Below are 16,547 nucleotides of genomic sequence, written 5' to 3' on the forward strand. Positions count from 1 at the left end.
ATGCCTATAACTTATTGATAATTATATAGTTAAAAACATATTATTAATTATGGGTAAGTCTTTGTGATAAAATGTCAGCTATTATCTTTTATCAAGTTATGCGATGACAAAACGACCCCTTTTTTTGCGCTGTACCGGACAAAAAAACACCCCAAAAAGGCTGGTAACTGTTTTGATGGATAAGTGTTATATAATATAAAATAACACGAAAAATGACACCTTCCATTCTGATTATTTCGCTGATCTTTTTAGGCATCAGTATGCTGGTTTCGGGGGTGCTGAAGAGCAAGTTTACAGCCTATAGCCGGGTACCTTTGTCGGCCGGTTTAACCGGTAGCCAGGTAGCGCAGAAAATGCTGCGTGATAACGGCATATATGACGTGAAAGTCGTGTCGGTTGATGGCTTTTTAAGCGACCACTATAACCCCGCTACTAAAACGGTGAACCTCAGCCCCGATGTGTATAATGGCAGCTCCATTGCAGCGGCTGCTGTAGCGGCCCATGAATGCGGCCACGCGGTACAGCATGCTACTGCTTATCAATGGCTTACCATGCGCAGCAAACTGGTGCCGGTAGTCCAGTTCAGTTCCGGTATTGTGCAGTGGATTTTGCTGGCGGGGGTATTGTTAATCAATGCTTTCCCTACCCTGCTGCTGGCTGGTATTATCCTTTTTGGACTTACGACCCTGTTCTCGCTCATCACGTTACCCGTTGAGTTTGACGCCAGTAACCGGGCCCTGGCCTGGCTGAACCGTACTAATATTACGAATCAGCGGGAATATCCCAAGGCCAAGGATGCGCTGAAATGGGCGGCCCTTACTTATGTGGTCGCGGCGGTGGCTTCTATTGCTACCCTGGTCCAGTATGTCCTTATTTTCCTGGGCGGTAGCCGGGACCGGGAATAACCCTCCGAAAGTGAGTTTCCCCTACCGGAGCGTATTCCGGCGGGGGCTGAAAATTTTTTCTGAAACATTTAGCAATTTGGTCAAAAGCTGTGCAGCAACCTGTACAGCTTTTTTGTCTTCCTATCGTGCTTGCGCCTTACAGCCATGAGGCGCCTACCTGCAGAAATCCCATAAGAAAGAACTTTTCCGGCCTCCGGGCTTCTGTGAGCCCGTTCTGGTCACCATATCTAACTGCGCCGGGGTGTTTTTTACTGCTACGAGACCCGGCTATCAATAACCAATGCTAACTGTGACGCAAGCTCCGGCCTTCACGCCGGAGTTTTTTTTGTCTATAGCCTGAAAACAGTGTACCGGATTGCGCAGTTATGGCCTAAAACTGCACACTTACCGCCCAAAACTGCACACTTATTCGTTTGTGGTAGGAGTAATGGTGGCGGGTATTTATTTTTACGTTTACTATCTGATCCCACGAGAGTTCTGGTTCGCCTTTCTATAGTCTATCGGGTACTCCCTACGGTACCCGATTTTTTTTGTCTGAACCGGGATTTTGAGATTTATTAGATTGGAGGAGAAGTTGAGTTGGTTCGTGGGGGACACGAACCAAGGCGTTGTAAAAATATGTTTGTGATTAGAGTTTTATCTCTTCTTCATGCTTGTCGAAGAAGTGGAACTCGGTGAGGTGGTAGTTGGTGTTTTCACTGACTTTGATCTTCTGTCCGTATTTCATCCGCCACTTCCATTGTTTTGAACGGAAGAGCCAGCCACCCTTGGTGAGGTAGGCGTGCATGATGGGATGTACAACGAGGGTAAGGTCTTTATGCTGGTGGGTAATGAGGTAACTCATGTTCTTTTCAATCTCATCTTCCAGCAGCAGGGTAGAAGATATTTTGCCGGTACCGGCGCAAGTGGGGCAAACTTCCTGTGTATTGATGTTCATCTCCGGCTTCATCCGTTGCCGGGTGATCTGCATGATGCCGAATTTGGAGATGGGTAGTACGGCATGCTTGGCCCTGTCGGGCTTCATGAATTCCTCCATCGCCTCCAACAGCTTCCGCTTGTTGTCGGGCAGCTTCATATCAATGAAGTCTACTACGATGATGCCTCCCAGGTCGCGCAGGCGGAGCTGGCGTGATATTTCGGCAGCGGCTTCCAGGTTGGTTTCCAGTGCATTTAATTCCTGGTTATTGCCAACACTTTTGTAACCACTGTTCACATCTATTACGTGCAGGGCCTCTGTATGTTCTATGATCAGGTAAGCGCCGCTGGGCAGGTTGACGGTTTTGCCAAAAGCAGCTTTAACCTGTTTGGTAATGCCAAACTGATCGAAGATGGGCAGGCCATTGTGGTAAAAAGCTACGATATCGGCCTTTTCAGGGGCGATACGTTGTATATAGCTCCGGGTATCATTGTAGATATTCCGGTCATTGATGACGATCTTGTTGAAATCCTCATTGAGCAGGTCGCGCAGGATGCTGGTGGTCTTGGTTTGCTCACTGAGTATTTTGGCTGGCGCTACTGCACCCTTGAGGTTGCTTTGAATGGCTTTCCAGGTTTCCACCAGCATGGAGAGGTCCTCATGCAGTTCGGCGGTATTTTTCCCTTCGGCAGCCGTACGTACAATGACGCCAAAGTTCTTTGGCTTGATGGCTTCCACGATCTTCTGCAGCCGTTTGCGTTCGTCGGCAGAATGGATCTTACGGGAAACAGCCACAATATCATTGAAAGGGGTAATAACGACAAAGCGACCCGGCAAAGATATTTCGCAGCTCAGGCGGGGGCCTTTGGCAGCGATGGGTTCTTTGAGGATCTGCACCAGTATGTTGGGTTTGCCGCTCAGTACTTCATTGATCTTACCGGTTTTGATGATCTCGGGTTCTACCTGGAAGGCGCCGAAATCAAATTCTTTTCCGCTATGATCGTTGATAGCCTGCTGGGTGAATTTCAATAAGGAGCGTGCGTAGGGGCTAAGGTCGGTATAGTGGAGAAAGGCGTCTTTTTCAAAGCCTACATCCACAAATGCCGCATTAAGGCCGGGAATGAGTTTCTTTACTTTACCCAGGTAAAGGTCGCCCACAGCAAAACTGGCATCCGCTTTTTCGTGATGCAGTTCTACCAGTTTTTTATCCTCTAAAAGGGCGATTTCTACCCCCTGAGGTGCAGCATTTATAATTAGTTCCTTATTCAAGCGTAACATCTTTTACCGTCTTACCAATCATCACTACAAGGAAGGTGCTGAAGCGGAATTAGTTGTCAAATATCCATTCGTTCAGGGATTGCAAGCAGCAGGTCGTCTGTAAATAAATGACAAATAATAAATTCAGCCAAAGAAGGAAAGGGGCCCCGTTTTGGCGGGACCCGTTGCAAGAAGATAAAACTTAACGATTTTTCTTCTTATGACGGTTCTTTCTCAGTCTCTTCTTACGTTTATGCGTCGCAATTTTATGACGCTTTCTTTTTTTACCACAAGGCATAAAATACCAATGAGTTTAGTTAGATAATAATTTTTAATACAGTTTTTCCTTTCAGCGCTTCTGCAGCGATGCCGTTCTTCATCAATCCCGGGGGATTTAATTCAGCGCAGCTCAGGAAAGGTTTATTTCTTTAATAAGTTAATACGATCGTCAATGTCCTTGATGAAGCCTGGGTCTTTCAGGAGTTTTTTACCTTCTGTATACCATTTAATGGCATTGGTTTTGTCTCCTTTACGTTCGCAGGCGTCGGCCAGCATTAATAAGGCTTCCAGGTTTGCCGGTTCGTGTTCAACCACATGGGTTAAACGTTCAACGGCTTTATCCAGTTGTCCCGACATCAAGGCGCCCATGCCCAGCATGAATTGTGCATAGGTATTATGCGGGTCGCGGTCGGCTACTTCGCGGATTTTTTGAATTCCTTCCATCGGATTGTCGCTGATCCCTCCAAAAAGGTAGCAACTTCCCAGTCCGATCTTCAGTGAATCATTGGCCGGATCCAATTGTAAAGCCTTCTCAAACAACTCTTTGGCTTCAAGCGCCATCCATCTTTTCAGGGCGGGGTCTTCCTGCCGGCGGACCCCGTCTAAATAGAATTGGGCAGCAAAGGTGAGGTTTTTTTGAGAATTTTCCAATTTAGCCGCCTGACCGGTATACCAGGCAAAAGGAAGCAGCAAATGGGCAGAGTCTTTCCAGAAGTCTGCCAGTTGCCTGTATACCTTGATCTGCTGTTCTTTTACGTCACCGCGCACAACGGCTGATTCCAGCTTGCTCACATGGGCCTGCTGTGATGGAGTCAGCTTCTGGCGGGAAGCGGCCAGGATCGTTTCAATGTTCAATTGCCCTGCAGCCGGGGCTGCTGCAGGTGAAGTGTTATTTTTCGGGGGTATGGTTCTGCCAAAGAAGTATACCAGACAGAAGAGTATAACTCCGCTGCCTATCAGGATCATCTGCTGCTTTTTCACGTATCAGTGTAAATTTATTGAGCAGCAAATTTACATTTCATCATCGGGGTTTGGTTGATCTTCTTTGACGGACTGCAATTTTTTAACTTCTGCTACAAATTCTTTAGCAGGTTTGAATGCAGGAATGTAATGTTCAGGGATGTGTACCGCAATGTTTTTCTTAATGTTGCGGCCGATTTTAGCAGCCCGCTTTTTCGTAATAAAGCTGCCAAATCCACGAATGTAGATGTTTTCTCCTTGGGATAAGGTATCTTTCACTTCCTTGAACATGGTCTCGAGCGTAACCAAAACATCAACCTTGGGAATACCTGTTTTTTCAGATATTTGGTTAACGAGGTCTGCCTTTCTCATGTCGTTGAATTTTTAACGGGTTTTCAAATTTTTTTTACTTTAAACGGCAAACGGCACAAAATCAATTCATTACTCAAATTAAATGTTAATTCGCACATTTGCAAGAAAAGGTCTAAATAATTGATATTGAGGAGTATCAATTTTCATGCCGGGTTGTATATAACCTGTCTCATTATCAGAATGTTATATATTCAATATTTACCATGAAACCAATATTCACTGAAAAGCTTCTAGACTGGAATAAAAGCCAAAATACCCGCTCTATGCCCTGGAAAGGAGAAAAGGATCCTTACAAAATATGGCTGAGCGAGATCATTTTACAGCAAACAAGAGTAGAACAGGGACTGGCCTATTATGAAAGATTTATCGTTGCATTTCCTACGATAGAAGATCTTGCCAAAGCACCTGAGAAAAAAGTATTTAAGTTGTGGGAAGGATTGGGTTATTATACACGTTGCAGAAATCTTATCGCTACTGCACAGAAAGTAGTGAAGGAGTATAAAGGAAAATTTCCTTCTACGTATGATGCCATTAAAGAGTTGAAAGGTATTGGGCCCTACACGGCTGCTGCCATTGCCTCTTTTGCTTTTAATGAACCCAAAGCTGTTGTAGATGGTAATGTACAGCGTGTGATAGCCCGTTATTTTGGTATTTCCACACCTATTGATACTACAGCAGGAAAGAAGCTGTACCAGGAGCTGGCAACGGCCTTATTGGATATGGAGATGCCAGGCATTTATAACCAGGCGATCATGGATTTTGGCGCTGTGATCTGCAAGCCGCAAAACCCTTTGTGCACGGTCTGCCCCCAACAAACCGATTGTGAAGCGTTTAAACACGATCTTGTAAAGCAATTACCAGTTAAGGAAAAGAGCCTGTCGAAGAAAGAGCGCTGGTTCTATTATTTTATCATCCGGTATGAAGACCGGTTCTATATCCGGCAACGGGCAGATAAAGATATCTGGCAAGACCTGCATGAGTTTGTTTTGTATGAAGCCACTGCTGCTGTGCAGGAGACTTTCCAGGACCTGACGTTCTTAAAGAAGTTATTAGGCAAGCAATCATATTCGGTCAGTCATATTAGTAAAGTTTATCATCAGCAGCTTACCCACCAGCTTATTCATGGACAGTTTATCACTGTTACGACGCAGAAGCCTGTAGCTGCATTAAAGGATTATGTATTGATTGATAAAAAACAATTAAAACAGTATGCTTTCCCACGCATGATCAATACTTTCCTGGAGGAGAAGTCGTCGCTGGCACAATTATTTTAAGTTTTTTAACTGTGCCGGAATGCCCCCATATTAACACTTAGGGGGCTAAAAAAATGGAATAATATCTGCAAAAAAAATTAACTTTAAGAGTAAATAAAACCGGTAGACGATTTCTAACAATAAACTTACCATTTATGAGAGGCGTTAACAGGGTTATGCTCATTGGCAATTTAGGAAGAGACCCGGATGTACAGTACCTGGAAGGTAATATTGCAGTGGCTAAGTTTCCATTGGCTACCACAGAAACATTCAAGGACAGGGCAGGCAAGCTGATTTCCCAGACCGAATGGCATACGGTTGTGTTGTGGAGGGGATTGGCAGAGCTGGCCCAGAAATACCTGCACAAAGGGAGTTTAGTGTATATAGAAGGCCGCCTCCGCACACGTAGCTGGGAAGATAAGGAAGGCAATAAGAAGTTTGCTACTGAGGTGGTGGGCGATAACCTGATTATGCTGGACAAGAGAACGGATGGCGCCGGCCACCATGGACAACATCCAAATACACATGGCGAGAATATAGAAGGATTTAATGCCGATGTTCCTCCCCTGGGCGAACCTTCACAGGACCTGCCTTTTTAAGCGCTGATTCATGGATTAACGCTGATCTTGCTGATTAAACGCGGGCTAAGAACAGCGATACCCCCCAAATCCATTTTGATCATTCCAGCCCATGATAATATTTTTGCACAAAATCAGTTTATTACAGGCAGGCCCATTGACCTGCCTTTCTGATTCGGCACCCAGGAATGTGGCCGACCTTTGTTGATCGATCATTGTTAACAAAAACCAATTGCTTTGGATAATCCTTTCCCGTGTTTATTGTCTGGCAATGTATGGCAGCCCGTATTATTGGCGGTGAACGTACAAGCCACTACCATATTGTCTGCAGTGGTATTATTCCTGTTACTGATCTCTTTTTTTATTTCAGGGGCCAAGGTGGCCTTTTTTTCCCTTACCTACCGGGATGTGAATATGCTTAAAACGAAGCAGGATTCCGGCTGGAAACGCATTGCCAACCTGCTGGAAGAGCCAAGGGTATTACAGGCATCCCTGGTGATCGCCAATACCCTGATCAATATTGCCATTATTATCCTGGCCAGCTTCCTGATAGACCCCATTTTCACTTTTAAACAGGATGGCTGGTTTGTACAGTTCCTGGTATATGCCATTAAGGTGGTGGTGATCACTGCGGTGCTTGTTTTATTCGGGGAAATATTGCCCAAGGTAAGGGCCAACCAGAATAACCTCCGCTCGGCCTATGAATCCTCTTTCCTGGTAGAAGTGATCTATTACCTTTTCAAACGGATGGCCGGCTGGCTGGTACATTTGTCAGACCGGGTAGAGAAGGTATTTGGCGGCAGGGCTTCCCGCGCTTATGTACAGAAACAACTGGAAGAAGAGATACGGTCCACCATCCATGAAGAAGAAGAACAACGCATACTGGCAGGTATTCACAAGTTTGCCAATATCACGGTAAAGCAGGTCATGCGCACCCGGCTGGATGTAAGCGGCGTGGAGCATGGCATTAGCTTTAAGGCGCTGAAGAAGGTGGTGGAAGAGCTGCATTATTCACGCCTGCCGGTATATAAAGGCAACCTGGATACTATTGAAGGGATTGTCCATACCAAAGACCTGATCACGCACCTGAATGAACCGGATGATTTTGAATGGCAAACCCTGTTGCGGCCGCCTTATTTTGTACATGAACAAAAGTATATAGAGGACCTGCTGACTGAGTTTCAGGGCAAGCGGATCCACTTTGCGGTGGTAGTGGATGAGTTTGGCGGCACGAGCGGCATTATTACCCTGGAAGATATCCTGGAAGAGATTATTGGTGAGATCAGGGATGAATTTGATGAAGAAGAAAGCGGCAATAAGAAGATTGATGACGCCACGTATATTTTTGAAGGTCGCACAATGATCCATGATGTTTGCCGTATTATGAACCTGCCTGCAGATACGTTTGAACAGGTAAAAGGCGACAGCGATTCCCTGGCGGGATTGATACTGGAGTTTTCCGGGGAGATCCCCAAGGCCGAAGACGTTATTGTTATTGGCGATTTTGAATTTACCATCCTTGAAATTGACCGTAACCGTATTAAGAAAGTAAAGGTGACCATTAAGCCGGGCACTGTGTAAGGTCACTGATTAAAATATAGTATGAAGACAAGATTTTTTTTGGGTGTGCTGATCGTTTGCCTGCTGGCAGCCTGTAAAAGTGAATATACCATTAAGAAGAGAGGGTTTTTTAAGATAGACTTTCCGCCCCATCAATATCAATTATTTGACCAGCCCGGTTATCCCTACACTTTTGAATATCCCGTATATGCCAAGGTAATCAAGGATACTACTTTTTTTGAAGGTAGACCGGAAAATGATTACTGGATCAATGTGGATTTCCCCCGGTTCAATGGCAAGATATATATCAGTTATAAGGAGATCGGTAAGAATGACCTGAATAAGCTGGTGAATGATGCTTTTCAAATGACGTATAAGCATACTTCAAAAGCTACCGAAATAACCGATTCTGCCATAAGGACCGACAAAGGAATCAGCGGCGTATTTTTTAATGTAGGCGGCAATGCCGCTACTGCCAAGCAGTTTTTTGTGACCGACTCCGTAAAGCATTTTCTGCGTGGCGCCCTGTATTTTGATACCACCCCCAATGAGGATTCCCTCGGGATTGTATATGATTTTCTGCAGGAGGATATGCGGCACCTGATCAATACGTTGCAATGGAAATAATGGTGATTTGGCATTCCCGCCAACTTACTTTATTTTTCGGTTACCTGAATCAACCAAAACCATACACATGAAAAGGGTGTTCCTGCTGCTGTGTACACTTGGCGTAAGCTACCTGCTTACTGCTCAAACTCATCTGGAAGATAGTTTAAAAAGAGAACTCGGAAAGGCTGCTAATGATGCCGATAAAATTAAATTGTTAGCTGATCTGTCTCAGTATTATATGGGCCTTGATAATGCCCTGGCCGATAGGTATGGCAATCAAATGCTTGAAATTGCCGAAATGAGCCGTAACCGGGAGTTGATGGTGAGGGCCTATCTTAGTAATGCCCGGCGCTTTTATGAATTTTCCGGTTCACAGGATGCTGTGGTGAAAGGGCTTGATTTTTCCAATAAGGCGCTTGAACTGGCTAAAAACAATGGCCTTGATGATTATGCTGCACTGGCTTATGTATATCTTTCCAGGGGGAACCGGGCCATTGGCGAGGTAGACAAAGCGCTTAATTTCAGTAATCTCGCAGTAGCGCTGGCTGCCAATAGCAAGAATGATTCTGTAAAGGTGATGTCCTGGTTATCACTGGGCACTACCTATATGGCTAAGAATGAGAAGTTACTGGCGTTCCGTAATTATCTGTTGGCGCTGGATGTAGCGGAGCAGGATAAACGGTATGCCTTATTGCGCAGTGTGTACTCCAACCTATCTGGCTTCTACCACACACTTAATGATTATGAAAAGGCTAAAGATTTTGAGTTTAAAAAAGTACACCTGCAGCGGGCCAATAATAAGTTGTACGATCTGTTGGAAACGTATAATAGTATTGGCACGATATACAGGAGCGCCAAACAATTTGACCTGGCGGAAAAGTTTTATGAGAATTCCATTGCCCTGGCCGATACCTTGAAATTTGATGTGTTCAAACTGAATACTTATGGGCACCTGGTGAATCTATACCTCATAAATAATCAGTTTGAAAAGGGATTGGCTTACTTTAAGTCGCATAAGGAGATGGAAGAGTTTATCAGGAAGGCAGGGCTTGATTATTTCCTGTACCAGAGTTACGGGGCTATGTACACTTTTGTAAACAAACTGGATTCAGCCCTTTATTATTTCAAACTGGCTGAGCCTGGCATTGAAGCCCGTGTTACCAAGACCAATAAATATTGGTTTTATAGCAGCTATGCTTATTATTTCCGTAAGCGGGGCGATTATGACAATGCTATCGCCTACTTGTTGAAGGCTAAACAATTAAGCACTGATATTGGCAGCCTGGATTACCTGCAAATTGCGGCGCAGAACCTGGACTCTCTTTATCAATTTAAAGGTGATTTCAAAAAGGCCCATTTGTACTCTTCCTTGTATTACCAGTACAAGGACAGCCTGCAAAAACTGGCCAAAGAAAAGGACCTGTTATCTCTTGAGATTGATAATGAGAATCGCCGCAAGGAAAGAGAAGCGAGGCAAAAAGAAGCTGAGCTGACGCGCAGTCATAATATCCAGTATATGGGTATTGTAATAGCGATTGCTGCTATTTTTATTTTGTTGGTGATGGCGGGCATTTTCCGGGTATCCAAAACGACTATTAAGATACTTGGCTTCTTTGCCTTCATTTTCTTTTTTGAGTTTATTATCCTGCTGGCCGATCATAAGATCCATGACTGGACGCATGGAGAGCCCTGGAAGGTAATGGCGATTAAGATATTGCTGATCGCGCTGTTATTGCCATTGCACCATTGGCTGGAAGAGAAGGTAATCCATTACCTCACCTCCCAGCACCTGCTGCTGGCCAAAGGCAGGAACCTGTATGACAAATGGTTCAGGAAGAAAAAGGTGCAGACTTCGCTGGAGAATGTATGAGACCGGAAGTCTGCAGCCGGGATGTCTGATGCCGTAGAGGTCGCAAACCCTGTTTTCCGACTTCTGCCCTTCGACTTCGGGTATTAATCGTAAATTTGCTAGGTAAAAATATAATACCCTTGATAGCAGTTGATAATGTATTAATCAGTAATGATGTAGTGGAAGCGCAGTTTGTGTGCGATCTCGTGAAGTGTAAAGGCGGATGCTGTGAAGAAGGAGATGCCGGCGCACCGCTGGAAGACGCAGAGCTGGACCTGATGGTGGAGCTGTACGACAAGGTGAAGCCATACCTTACCAAAGAATCTATTGCAGAAATAGAGCGGAAAGGGAAGTATGTATACCACCGGGAGTTTGGCTGGGTAACGCCTACACTGGGTAATGATAATGAGATCTGTGTGTATGGCATCCGTGATTCCAAAGGGATTATTAAATGCGCTTTTGAACAAGCCTATAATGAGGGTGTTATTGGCTGGAAGAAGCCTATCAGTTGTCATTTTTTCCCCATTATACAGAAGAATGGCCGCAACGGCGATTTTGACCGGATGAATTATGAACCCCGGGAAGTTTTATGTAAGCCTGCCTGCGGATTGGGCAAAAAGCTAAAAGTTCCTGCCTACCAGTTTTTAAAGGAGCCCATTATCCGTAAGTACGGTGAGGATTTTTACCAGGCGCTGGATACAGCAGCCCAAAAGTACCTTGCCTCAAAGCAGGAAGATTAACCTTGTATTTCACTCCACAACAGGATGCATGAGCGATATTGTTTCAACTTTCATAGCCAAGAGCACCGTTAAAGCGGCAGACCTGGAACACCGGCGGAAGGTGAATTTCAACATCAGCAAGTATAATGCGACAGTGCCGCTGGGCAAAGAGCAGTTCACCAATGTACACCTGGCCAGGGAGCGCGCCAAGAATGTAAAGTGGCGGGCCATTGAAATGCTGGATGTATACCTGGAAGAGTTTGAGTCGAACCTGATGAAGCGGGGCGGTAAGGTGATCTGGGCCGAGACTGCCCAACAGGCGCTGGACGAGATCGCCAAGATCTGTGAAGAGAAGAATTGTAAGACGATCGTGAAGAGCAAGAGCATGGTGACGGAAGAGATCCACCTGAATGATTTCCTGGAAAAGAAGGGGATTGAAAGTGTGGAAACCGACCTGGGGGAGTATATACAACAGTTGGATGGCGAGCCTCCCTATCACATTGTTACGCCGGCCATGCACAAGAGCAAAGAAGATGTGGCCAAGCTTTTTTATAATAAGCTGCATACAGCTCCCAATCTTACACCCAGCCAGTTGACCCTGGTGGCCCGGGAAAAGTTACGGACAAAGTATGTAGAGGCTGAGATCGGTATTACCGGCGCCAATTTTATTATCGCAGATATAGGCGGCATTGCTGTTACTGAGAATGAGGGCAATGCCCGGCTGAGTTGTGCCTTTCCCAAAACACATATAGCGATCGTTGGGATTGAGAAGGTCATCCCTTCCATGAATGACCTGGGATTGTTCTGGCCCCTGCTGGCTACGTATGGCACGGGGCAGCAGGTTACGGTGTATAATACGATTGTATCCGGACCCCGGCAACCCGGCGAAACAGACGGCCCCGAAGAGATGTATGTTATTTTGCTGGATAACGGGCGCACGAATATCCTGGCCAATGAAAAAACGCGGGAGAGCCTGTATTGCATCCGTTGCGGAGCCTGCCTGAACGCCTGCCCGGTGTATAAGAATATTGGTGGTCATGCTTATGGAACCACTTATAGTGGTCCTATTGGTTCGGTGATCACCCCACATTTAAAAGAGCTGGATGAGTGGAAGCATCTCAGTTATGCTTCGTCCCTGTGTGGCAATTGTACCGAGGTTTGTGCGGTTAAGATCAACCTGCATGAGTTGTTGCTGGAAAACCGGCATGAAGCAGTAGAAGCAGGGGCGGCCGGCTGGACAGAGAAGATGGCCTGGAAGGCCTGGAAAATAGCCAGCCTGAACCGCAAATGGATGAACCGCGGTAACCAGAAAACGAAGAACTGGATGGTAAATAAGGTGTTTAAAGGCTGGACAGCCCATCGTGGCGACCTGGATTTTGCCGGTAAGACGTTTAATGAACAGTGGCGCGAACGTCATGCCCCACGCGGCACCTCCTAAGTCAAAAAATACCAATATTATTGCTCAATAGTCAACTTTATCAGTTGACTTTTCTATTTTGTGTGACGGATGCTGCTTTATTGTAATACCATTACTCCCCGACTGCAATATGTTGTTGATTTTTTCAGCAAAGAATTGTTCGATGCGCCTATTTTGATTACTTCGGATAGCAACGTTTTTCAGCATAATGATGGCCCCAGGCTGAATTATTCGTCTGAGGTTTTTCCTGGCGCTGTATTTACGATCCACCCTGTTGGATTGCTTTGGGAAAAGGGCATCACCCCCCAATCTATACATTGCTTTAATGTCCAGGGGCACCGGGCTTTTTTCCCCACTACCGGCGATTTTCCATTTGATATCCTGGCGGCTTCTTTTTACCTGCTGAGCCGTTATGAAGAATACCTGCCGCATGAAAAGGACGAATATGGCCGGTATGCACATACGAACTCACTGGCATTCCGGGAAGGGTTTTTAGATCAGCCGCTGGTGAATTACTGGCTGCTGCATTTGAAGCAGACCCTTACACAAAGGTTTCCGGGCCTGCTGTTCAGGAAGAAGAATTTCAAATGTATCCTCTCTTATGATATTGATATTGCGTGGTCATATCTGCATAAAGGATTTGTCCGTACGGCCGGAGGCTTTGCCAGGTCTGTGCTGAAAGGGCAATGGTCGCAGGTAAAAGACAGGTGGGCTGTGCTGCGGGGTAAGAAGAGGGACCCGTATGATTGCTTTGAGTGGCTGGATGCCCTGCACCTGTATTGCCGTTCCAGGCCCTATTATTTTTTTCTGGTAGCCCAGAAGCAGGTGGGTTATGACAAGAATACGCCTACCCATATAAAGCCCTTTCGCGAGCTGATCGAGTATTATGCCAATACTTATAAAACGGGGATACATCCCTCGTGGCAGAGCGGTGATGATACCGACCTGTTGTTGGAAGAAAAGGAATGGCTGGAAGTAGTGGCCGGTACGGAGATCATTCGCAGCCGCCAGCATTATATCCGTTTTACGTTGCCTGATACCTACCATCGCCTGATGAAGGCGGGTATCGAAAAGGATTATTCGATGGGATATGGCAGTATCAATGGGTTCAGGGCCTCTGTATGCTCTTCCTTTGCCTGGTACGACCTGGAAAAAGAAGTTACTACTCCCCTGCTTATTTATCCTTTTTGCTTTATGGATGCCAATTCATTGTACGAGCAAAGAGATTCCCCGCAACAAGCTTATGCAGAGCTGATATTGTATCATGAGCAGGTACAAAAGGTGAATGGTATGATGATCTCCATCTGGCATAATTCCATACTGGGTACCGATGCTAACTTCGCCGGCTGGCGGGAGATGTTTGAGTTGTTTATGCGCGAGACGGTGTATTGGGATGCTTACTCGGATTAGCTATTTTTTTCCTGAAAGCCTGGTTGATGAGGTGCACACCCAGCAGGGTGATGGTGCCGCCCGCTGCAATGAACAGGGTGAGCTTTTCATTGAACAATAATGATCCCAGGAGCACTGCTACCACCGGATTGATGTAGGCGTAGATAGATGCCTGCTCGGTGGGCAGGTTTTGCAATGCATACAGATAAGCAATAAAAGAGATGACGGAGCCAAAGGTTGCGAGGTAAGCGATGGCAGTCCATGATTGCCAGGGTATATCACTGATGGGGATGGGCTCTCCAAAGGCGTAAGTAATGATGGTGGTGAGGATGCCGGATATAAGCATTTGCAGACCGAGGCTGAAGTAGGGGTTGAAGGCAGCCGCCTGTTGCTTGGTATACAGGGTGCCAAAGGCCCATGTCCACGAAGCAGCCAGTGAAAGCAGGATACCAAAGCGGAACTCTGCTTCGAGGAAGTCGGCCAGGTGCTCATAGAATATGACACATACACCTGCAAAGCCCAGCAATAAGCCTATGACCGCTTTGACCGGTATTTTCGATTTGGCCACAAAGAGGTTGATGATAACGATCCATAAAGGGAAGGTGGCGGCAATGATAGCGCCCAGACCTGCTGAAATATATTTCACGCCCCAGGTAGATAAACCATTGCTTAACGCAAAGTTGAGCAGGCTCAGCACAATGATGGGGCCCCATTCTTTTCCCCGCGGCCAGGCTATTCCTTTACTCAGAAAGAAAATGACATAGAGCAATCCGCCAATAGATTGACGGATGCCTGCCAGTTGCAGGGCAGGCATGTATTTAACTCCCTGCCGCGAAGCGATCCAGGTGGTGCCCCAGAAAAAGCATACCATGCCCAGGGCAAACAGGGCTTTGAAACGAGTGCCCCGTTGCTGAAGGAAAGGTTTTATATAAGTTGGGGCGGCCATTGTTGTTGTACGATCAATGCTTAAAGTGGCGCATGCCGGTCATTACCATCGCCAGTTTGTTTTGCTGGCAATATTCGATGGAATCCTTATCCCGCACAGAGCCACCGGGCTGGATAAAGGCGGTAATACCGGCTGCATGACTCATTTGTACGCAATCATTGAACGGGAAGAAGGCATCACTGGCCAATACTGCCCCATTCAGATCGAATTTAAACTGGCCGGCTTTTTCAATAGCCTGGCGTAATGAATCAATACGGCTGGTCTGTCCGCAACCTTTGCCGATGAGTTGTTTGTTCTTTACCAGTGCAATGGCATTTGACTTCAGGTGTTTACATACCAGGTTGGCAAAGCTGAGGTCATCTTTTTCTGCTGCTGTGGTATCACGGCCACCCACTTCTTTCCATTCTAGGTAGTTGCCTTCATCAGCTCCCTGTATCAATACGCCATTGAGCACGGCTTTGTATTCTTCCGCTTTTTTGAAAGGGGCTTTCTGTTGTAATAAGATACGATTCTTCTTCGACTTCAGGATGGTCAAAGCATCTTCATTAAAAGCAGGTGCAATCAATACTTCAAAGAAGATCTCATTGATGGCTTCAGCAGTGGCTTTGTCTATCGTGCCATTGCAAACGAGCACGCCACCAAAAGCGCTTTCCGGGTCGCCGGCCAGGGCAGCATCCCAGGCTTCTTTTACCGAGGAGCGGGAAGCGATACCACATACATTGGTGTGCTTGATAATAGCAAACACGGGATTGGCGGCATCACCCCCAAATTCACCAATGAGCTGTACGGCTGCATCTACATCTACGAGGTTATTATAGGAAAGCTCTTTTCCGTTGAGCTGGTTAAACAGTTGTTCCAGGTTGCCATAAAACACGCCTGTCTGGTGCGGGTTTTCGCCATAGCGCATGGTTTTGGGATGCGGAATGGATTCCAGGAAGTACAGGGCATTCCCGGGGTTGAAGTATTTGGCAATGGCCACATCATAGTGCGCTACTATTTCGAATGCTTTGGCGGCAAAGGCCCTGCGCTGTTCGAGGTTGGTAGTACCCTGCTGATCTTTCAATAATTGCTCCAGGTGTGCATATTCAGTTTTGGCGGCAATGACCACCAGGTCCCTGAAGTTCTTGGCGGCGCCACGGATCATGGAAGGCCCGCCAATGTCTATTTTTTCAATGATCAGTTTTTCTTCGCTGGTGCTCGCTACTGTTTCCTCAAAAGGATAGAGGTCTACAATCACCAGGTCTATTTCCGGGATCTTGTACTGCTTCATTTCCTGCAGGTCTGTTTCATTATCCCTGCGTCCGAGGATGCCGCCGAATACGGAAGGATGAAGGGTTTTAACCCGTCCGCCCAGGATAGAGGGGTAGGTGGTCAGGTTCTCTACAGGAACCACCGGAATACCGAGCTTTTCAATAAAGCTTTGGGTGCCGCCGGTAGAATAGATCGTAATGCCCAGTTGATGCAGTTGTTGTACCACTGGTTCCAGGCCATCTTTATAAAAAACGGAAATGAGTGCAGATTGGATCCTTTTTGTCATA

Annotated in this window: 14 protein-coding genes; 9 read left to right on the top strand and 5 right to left on the bottom strand. The window is 46.2% G+C overall.

The annotated features are described in order from the left end of the window. The first annotated feature begins 212 nt into the window (after positions 1-212). Entirely contained in the window at positions 213-905 is a 693-nt protein-coding gene (locus HB364_RS07360) for a zinc metallopeptidase (protein ID WP_167287212.1), read from the top strand. Positions 906-1,533: 628 nt separating this feature from the next. Here HB364_RS07360 and HB364_RS07365 read toward each other — a convergent pair. From HB364_RS07365 to HB364_RS07375, 3 genes are all read right to left on the bottom strand, one after another. Further along, positions 1,534-3,090: an Rne/Rng family ribonuclease gene (locus HB364_RS07365; RefSeq protein ID WP_167287213.1), complete on the bottom strand. Its 1,557-nt coding sequence runs from the start codon at positions 3,088-3,090 to the stop codon at positions 1,534-1,536. Between the two features lie 408 nt (positions 3,091-3,498). After that, complete coding sequence (locus HB364_RS07370; protein ID WP_167287214.1) at positions 3,499-4,338, bottom strand: tetratricopeptide repeat protein; 840 nt, start codon at positions 4,336-4,338, stop codon at positions 3,499-3,501. Between the two features lie 30 nt (positions 4,339-4,368). Further along, the gene (locus tag HB364_RS07375; protein WP_014221934.1) at positions 4,369-4,689 is read right to left on the bottom strand and encodes an HU family DNA-binding protein; all 321 of its coding nucleotides are present in this window, start codon (positions 4,687-4,689) and stop codon (positions 4,369-4,371) included. A 203-nt stretch (positions 4,690-4,892) separates the two neighbouring features. Between HB364_RS07375 and mutY the strand changes: the two genes are divergently transcribed. From mutY to HB364_RS07415, 8 genes are all read left to right on the top strand, one after another. Beyond that, positions 4,893-5,963, top strand: coding sequence for an A/G-specific adenine glycosylase (gene mutY / locus HB364_RS07380; RefSeq protein WP_167287215.1), 1,071 nt, complete (start codon positions 4,893-4,895; stop codon positions 5,961-5,963). Positions 5,964-6,097: 134 nt separating this feature from the next. Next, positions 6,098-6,541 carry a single-stranded DNA-binding protein gene (locus tag HB364_RS07385; protein ID WP_167287216.1) on the top strand — a complete coding sequence of 148 codons (444 nt, stop codon included), beginning with the start codon at positions 6,098-6,100 and terminating at the stop codon, positions 6,539-6,541. Between the two features lie 216 nt (positions 6,542-6,757). After that, positions 6,758-8,101 carry a gliding motility-associated protein GldE gene (gene gldE / locus HB364_RS07390; RefSeq protein ID WP_167287217.1) on the top strand — a complete coding sequence of 448 codons (1,344 nt, stop codon included), beginning with the start codon at positions 6,758-6,760 and terminating at the stop codon, positions 8,099-8,101. Positions 8,102-8,122: 21 nt separating this feature from the next. Continuing rightward, on the top strand, positions 8,123-8,707 hold the full coding sequence (gene gldD, locus HB364_RS07395; protein WP_167287218.1) for a gliding motility lipoprotein GldD: 585 nt from the start codon (positions 8,123-8,125) through the stop codon (positions 8,705-8,707). Positions 8,708-8,774: 67 nt separating this feature from the next. Further along, positions 8,775-10,559, top strand: coding sequence for a tetratricopeptide repeat protein (locus tag HB364_RS07400; RefSeq protein WP_167287219.1), 1,785 nt, complete (start codon positions 8,775-8,777; stop codon positions 10,557-10,559). 119 nt (positions 10,560-10,678) lie between these two features. Next, a complete protein-coding gene (locus tag HB364_RS07405) occupies positions 10,679-11,278 on the top strand; it encodes a DUF3109 family protein (RefSeq protein ID WP_167287220.1) in 600 nt (199 codons plus the stop codon). A gap of 28 nt (positions 11,279-11,306) precedes the next feature. Beyond that, a complete protein-coding gene (locus tag HB364_RS07410) occupies positions 11,307-12,695 on the top strand; it encodes a LutB/LldF family L-lactate oxidation iron-sulfur protein (protein ID WP_167287221.1) in 1,389 nt (462 codons plus the stop codon). Between the two features lie 69 nt (positions 12,696-12,764). Further along, positions 12,765-14,084: a DUF7033 domain-containing protein gene (locus HB364_RS07415; protein WP_167287222.1), complete on the top strand. Its 1,320-nt coding sequence runs from the start codon at positions 12,765-12,767 to the stop codon at positions 14,082-14,084. On the opposite strand, the gene HB364_RS07420 is transcribed toward HB364_RS07415, so the two are convergent. Both HB364_RS07420 and purH read right to left on the bottom strand, forming a co-directional pair. Beyond that, entirely contained in the window at positions 14,044-15,009 is a 966-nt protein-coding gene (locus HB364_RS07420) for a DMT family transporter (RefSeq protein ID WP_167287223.1), read from the bottom strand. The two genes, HB364_RS07415 and HB364_RS07420, sit on opposite strands and share 41 nt — an antisense overlap. Positions 15,010-15,022: 13 nt before the next feature. Then, a complete protein-coding gene (purH, locus tag HB364_RS07425; RefSeq protein WP_167287224.1) occupies positions 15,023-16,546 on the bottom strand; it encodes a bifunctional phosphoribosylaminoimidazolecarboxamide formyltransferase/IMP cyclohydrolase in 1,524 nt (507 codons plus the stop codon). Position 16,547: the final 1 nt, after the last annotated feature.

Origin of the sequence: Paraflavitalea devenefica (genome assembly GCF_011759375.1) — a bacterium.
Taxonomy (GTDB): Bacteria; Bacteroidota; Bacteroidia; order Chitinophagales; family Chitinophagaceae; genus Paraflavitalea; species Paraflavitalea devenefica.

Bases quoted from the DNA above. Each gene is read 5' to 3' on its own strand.
- HB364_RS07360 (WP_167287212.1), top strand. From the start codon at position 213: ATGACACCTTCCATTCTGATTATTTCGCTGATCTTTTTAGGCATCAGT.
- HB364_RS07375 (WP_014221934.1), bottom strand. From the start codon at position 4,689: ATGAGAAAGGCAGACCTCGTTAACCAAATATCTGAAAAAACAGGTATT.
- mutY (WP_167287215.1), top strand. From the start codon at position 4,893: ATGAAACCAATATTCACTGAAAAGCTTCTAGACTGGAATAAAAGCCAA.
- HB364_RS07385 (WP_167287216.1), top strand. From the start codon at position 6,098: ATGAGAGGCGTTAACAGGGTTATGCTCATTGGCAATTTAGGAAGAGAC.
- gldD (WP_167287218.1), top strand. From the start codon at position 8,123: ATGAAGACAAGATTTTTTTTGGGTGTGCTGATCGTTTGCCTGCTGGCA.
- HB364_RS07400 (WP_167287219.1), top strand. From the start codon at position 8,775: ATGAAAAGGGTGTTCCTGCTGCTGTGTACACTTGGCGTAAGCTACCTG.
- HB364_RS07410 (WP_167287221.1), top strand. From the start codon at position 11,307: ATGAGCGATATTGTTTCAACTTTCATAGCCAAGAGCACCGTTAAAGCG.
- HB364_RS07415 (WP_167287222.1), top strand. From the start codon at position 12,765: ATGCTGCTTTATTGTAATACCATTACTCCCCGACTGCAATATGTTGTT.
- HB364_RS07420 (WP_167287223.1), bottom strand. From the start codon at position 15,009: ATGGCCGCCCCAACTTATATAAAACCTTTCCTTCAGCAACGGGGCACT.
- purH (WP_167287224.1), bottom strand. From the start codon at position 16,546: ATGACAAAAAGGATCCAATCTGCACTCATTTCCGTTTTTTATAAAGAT.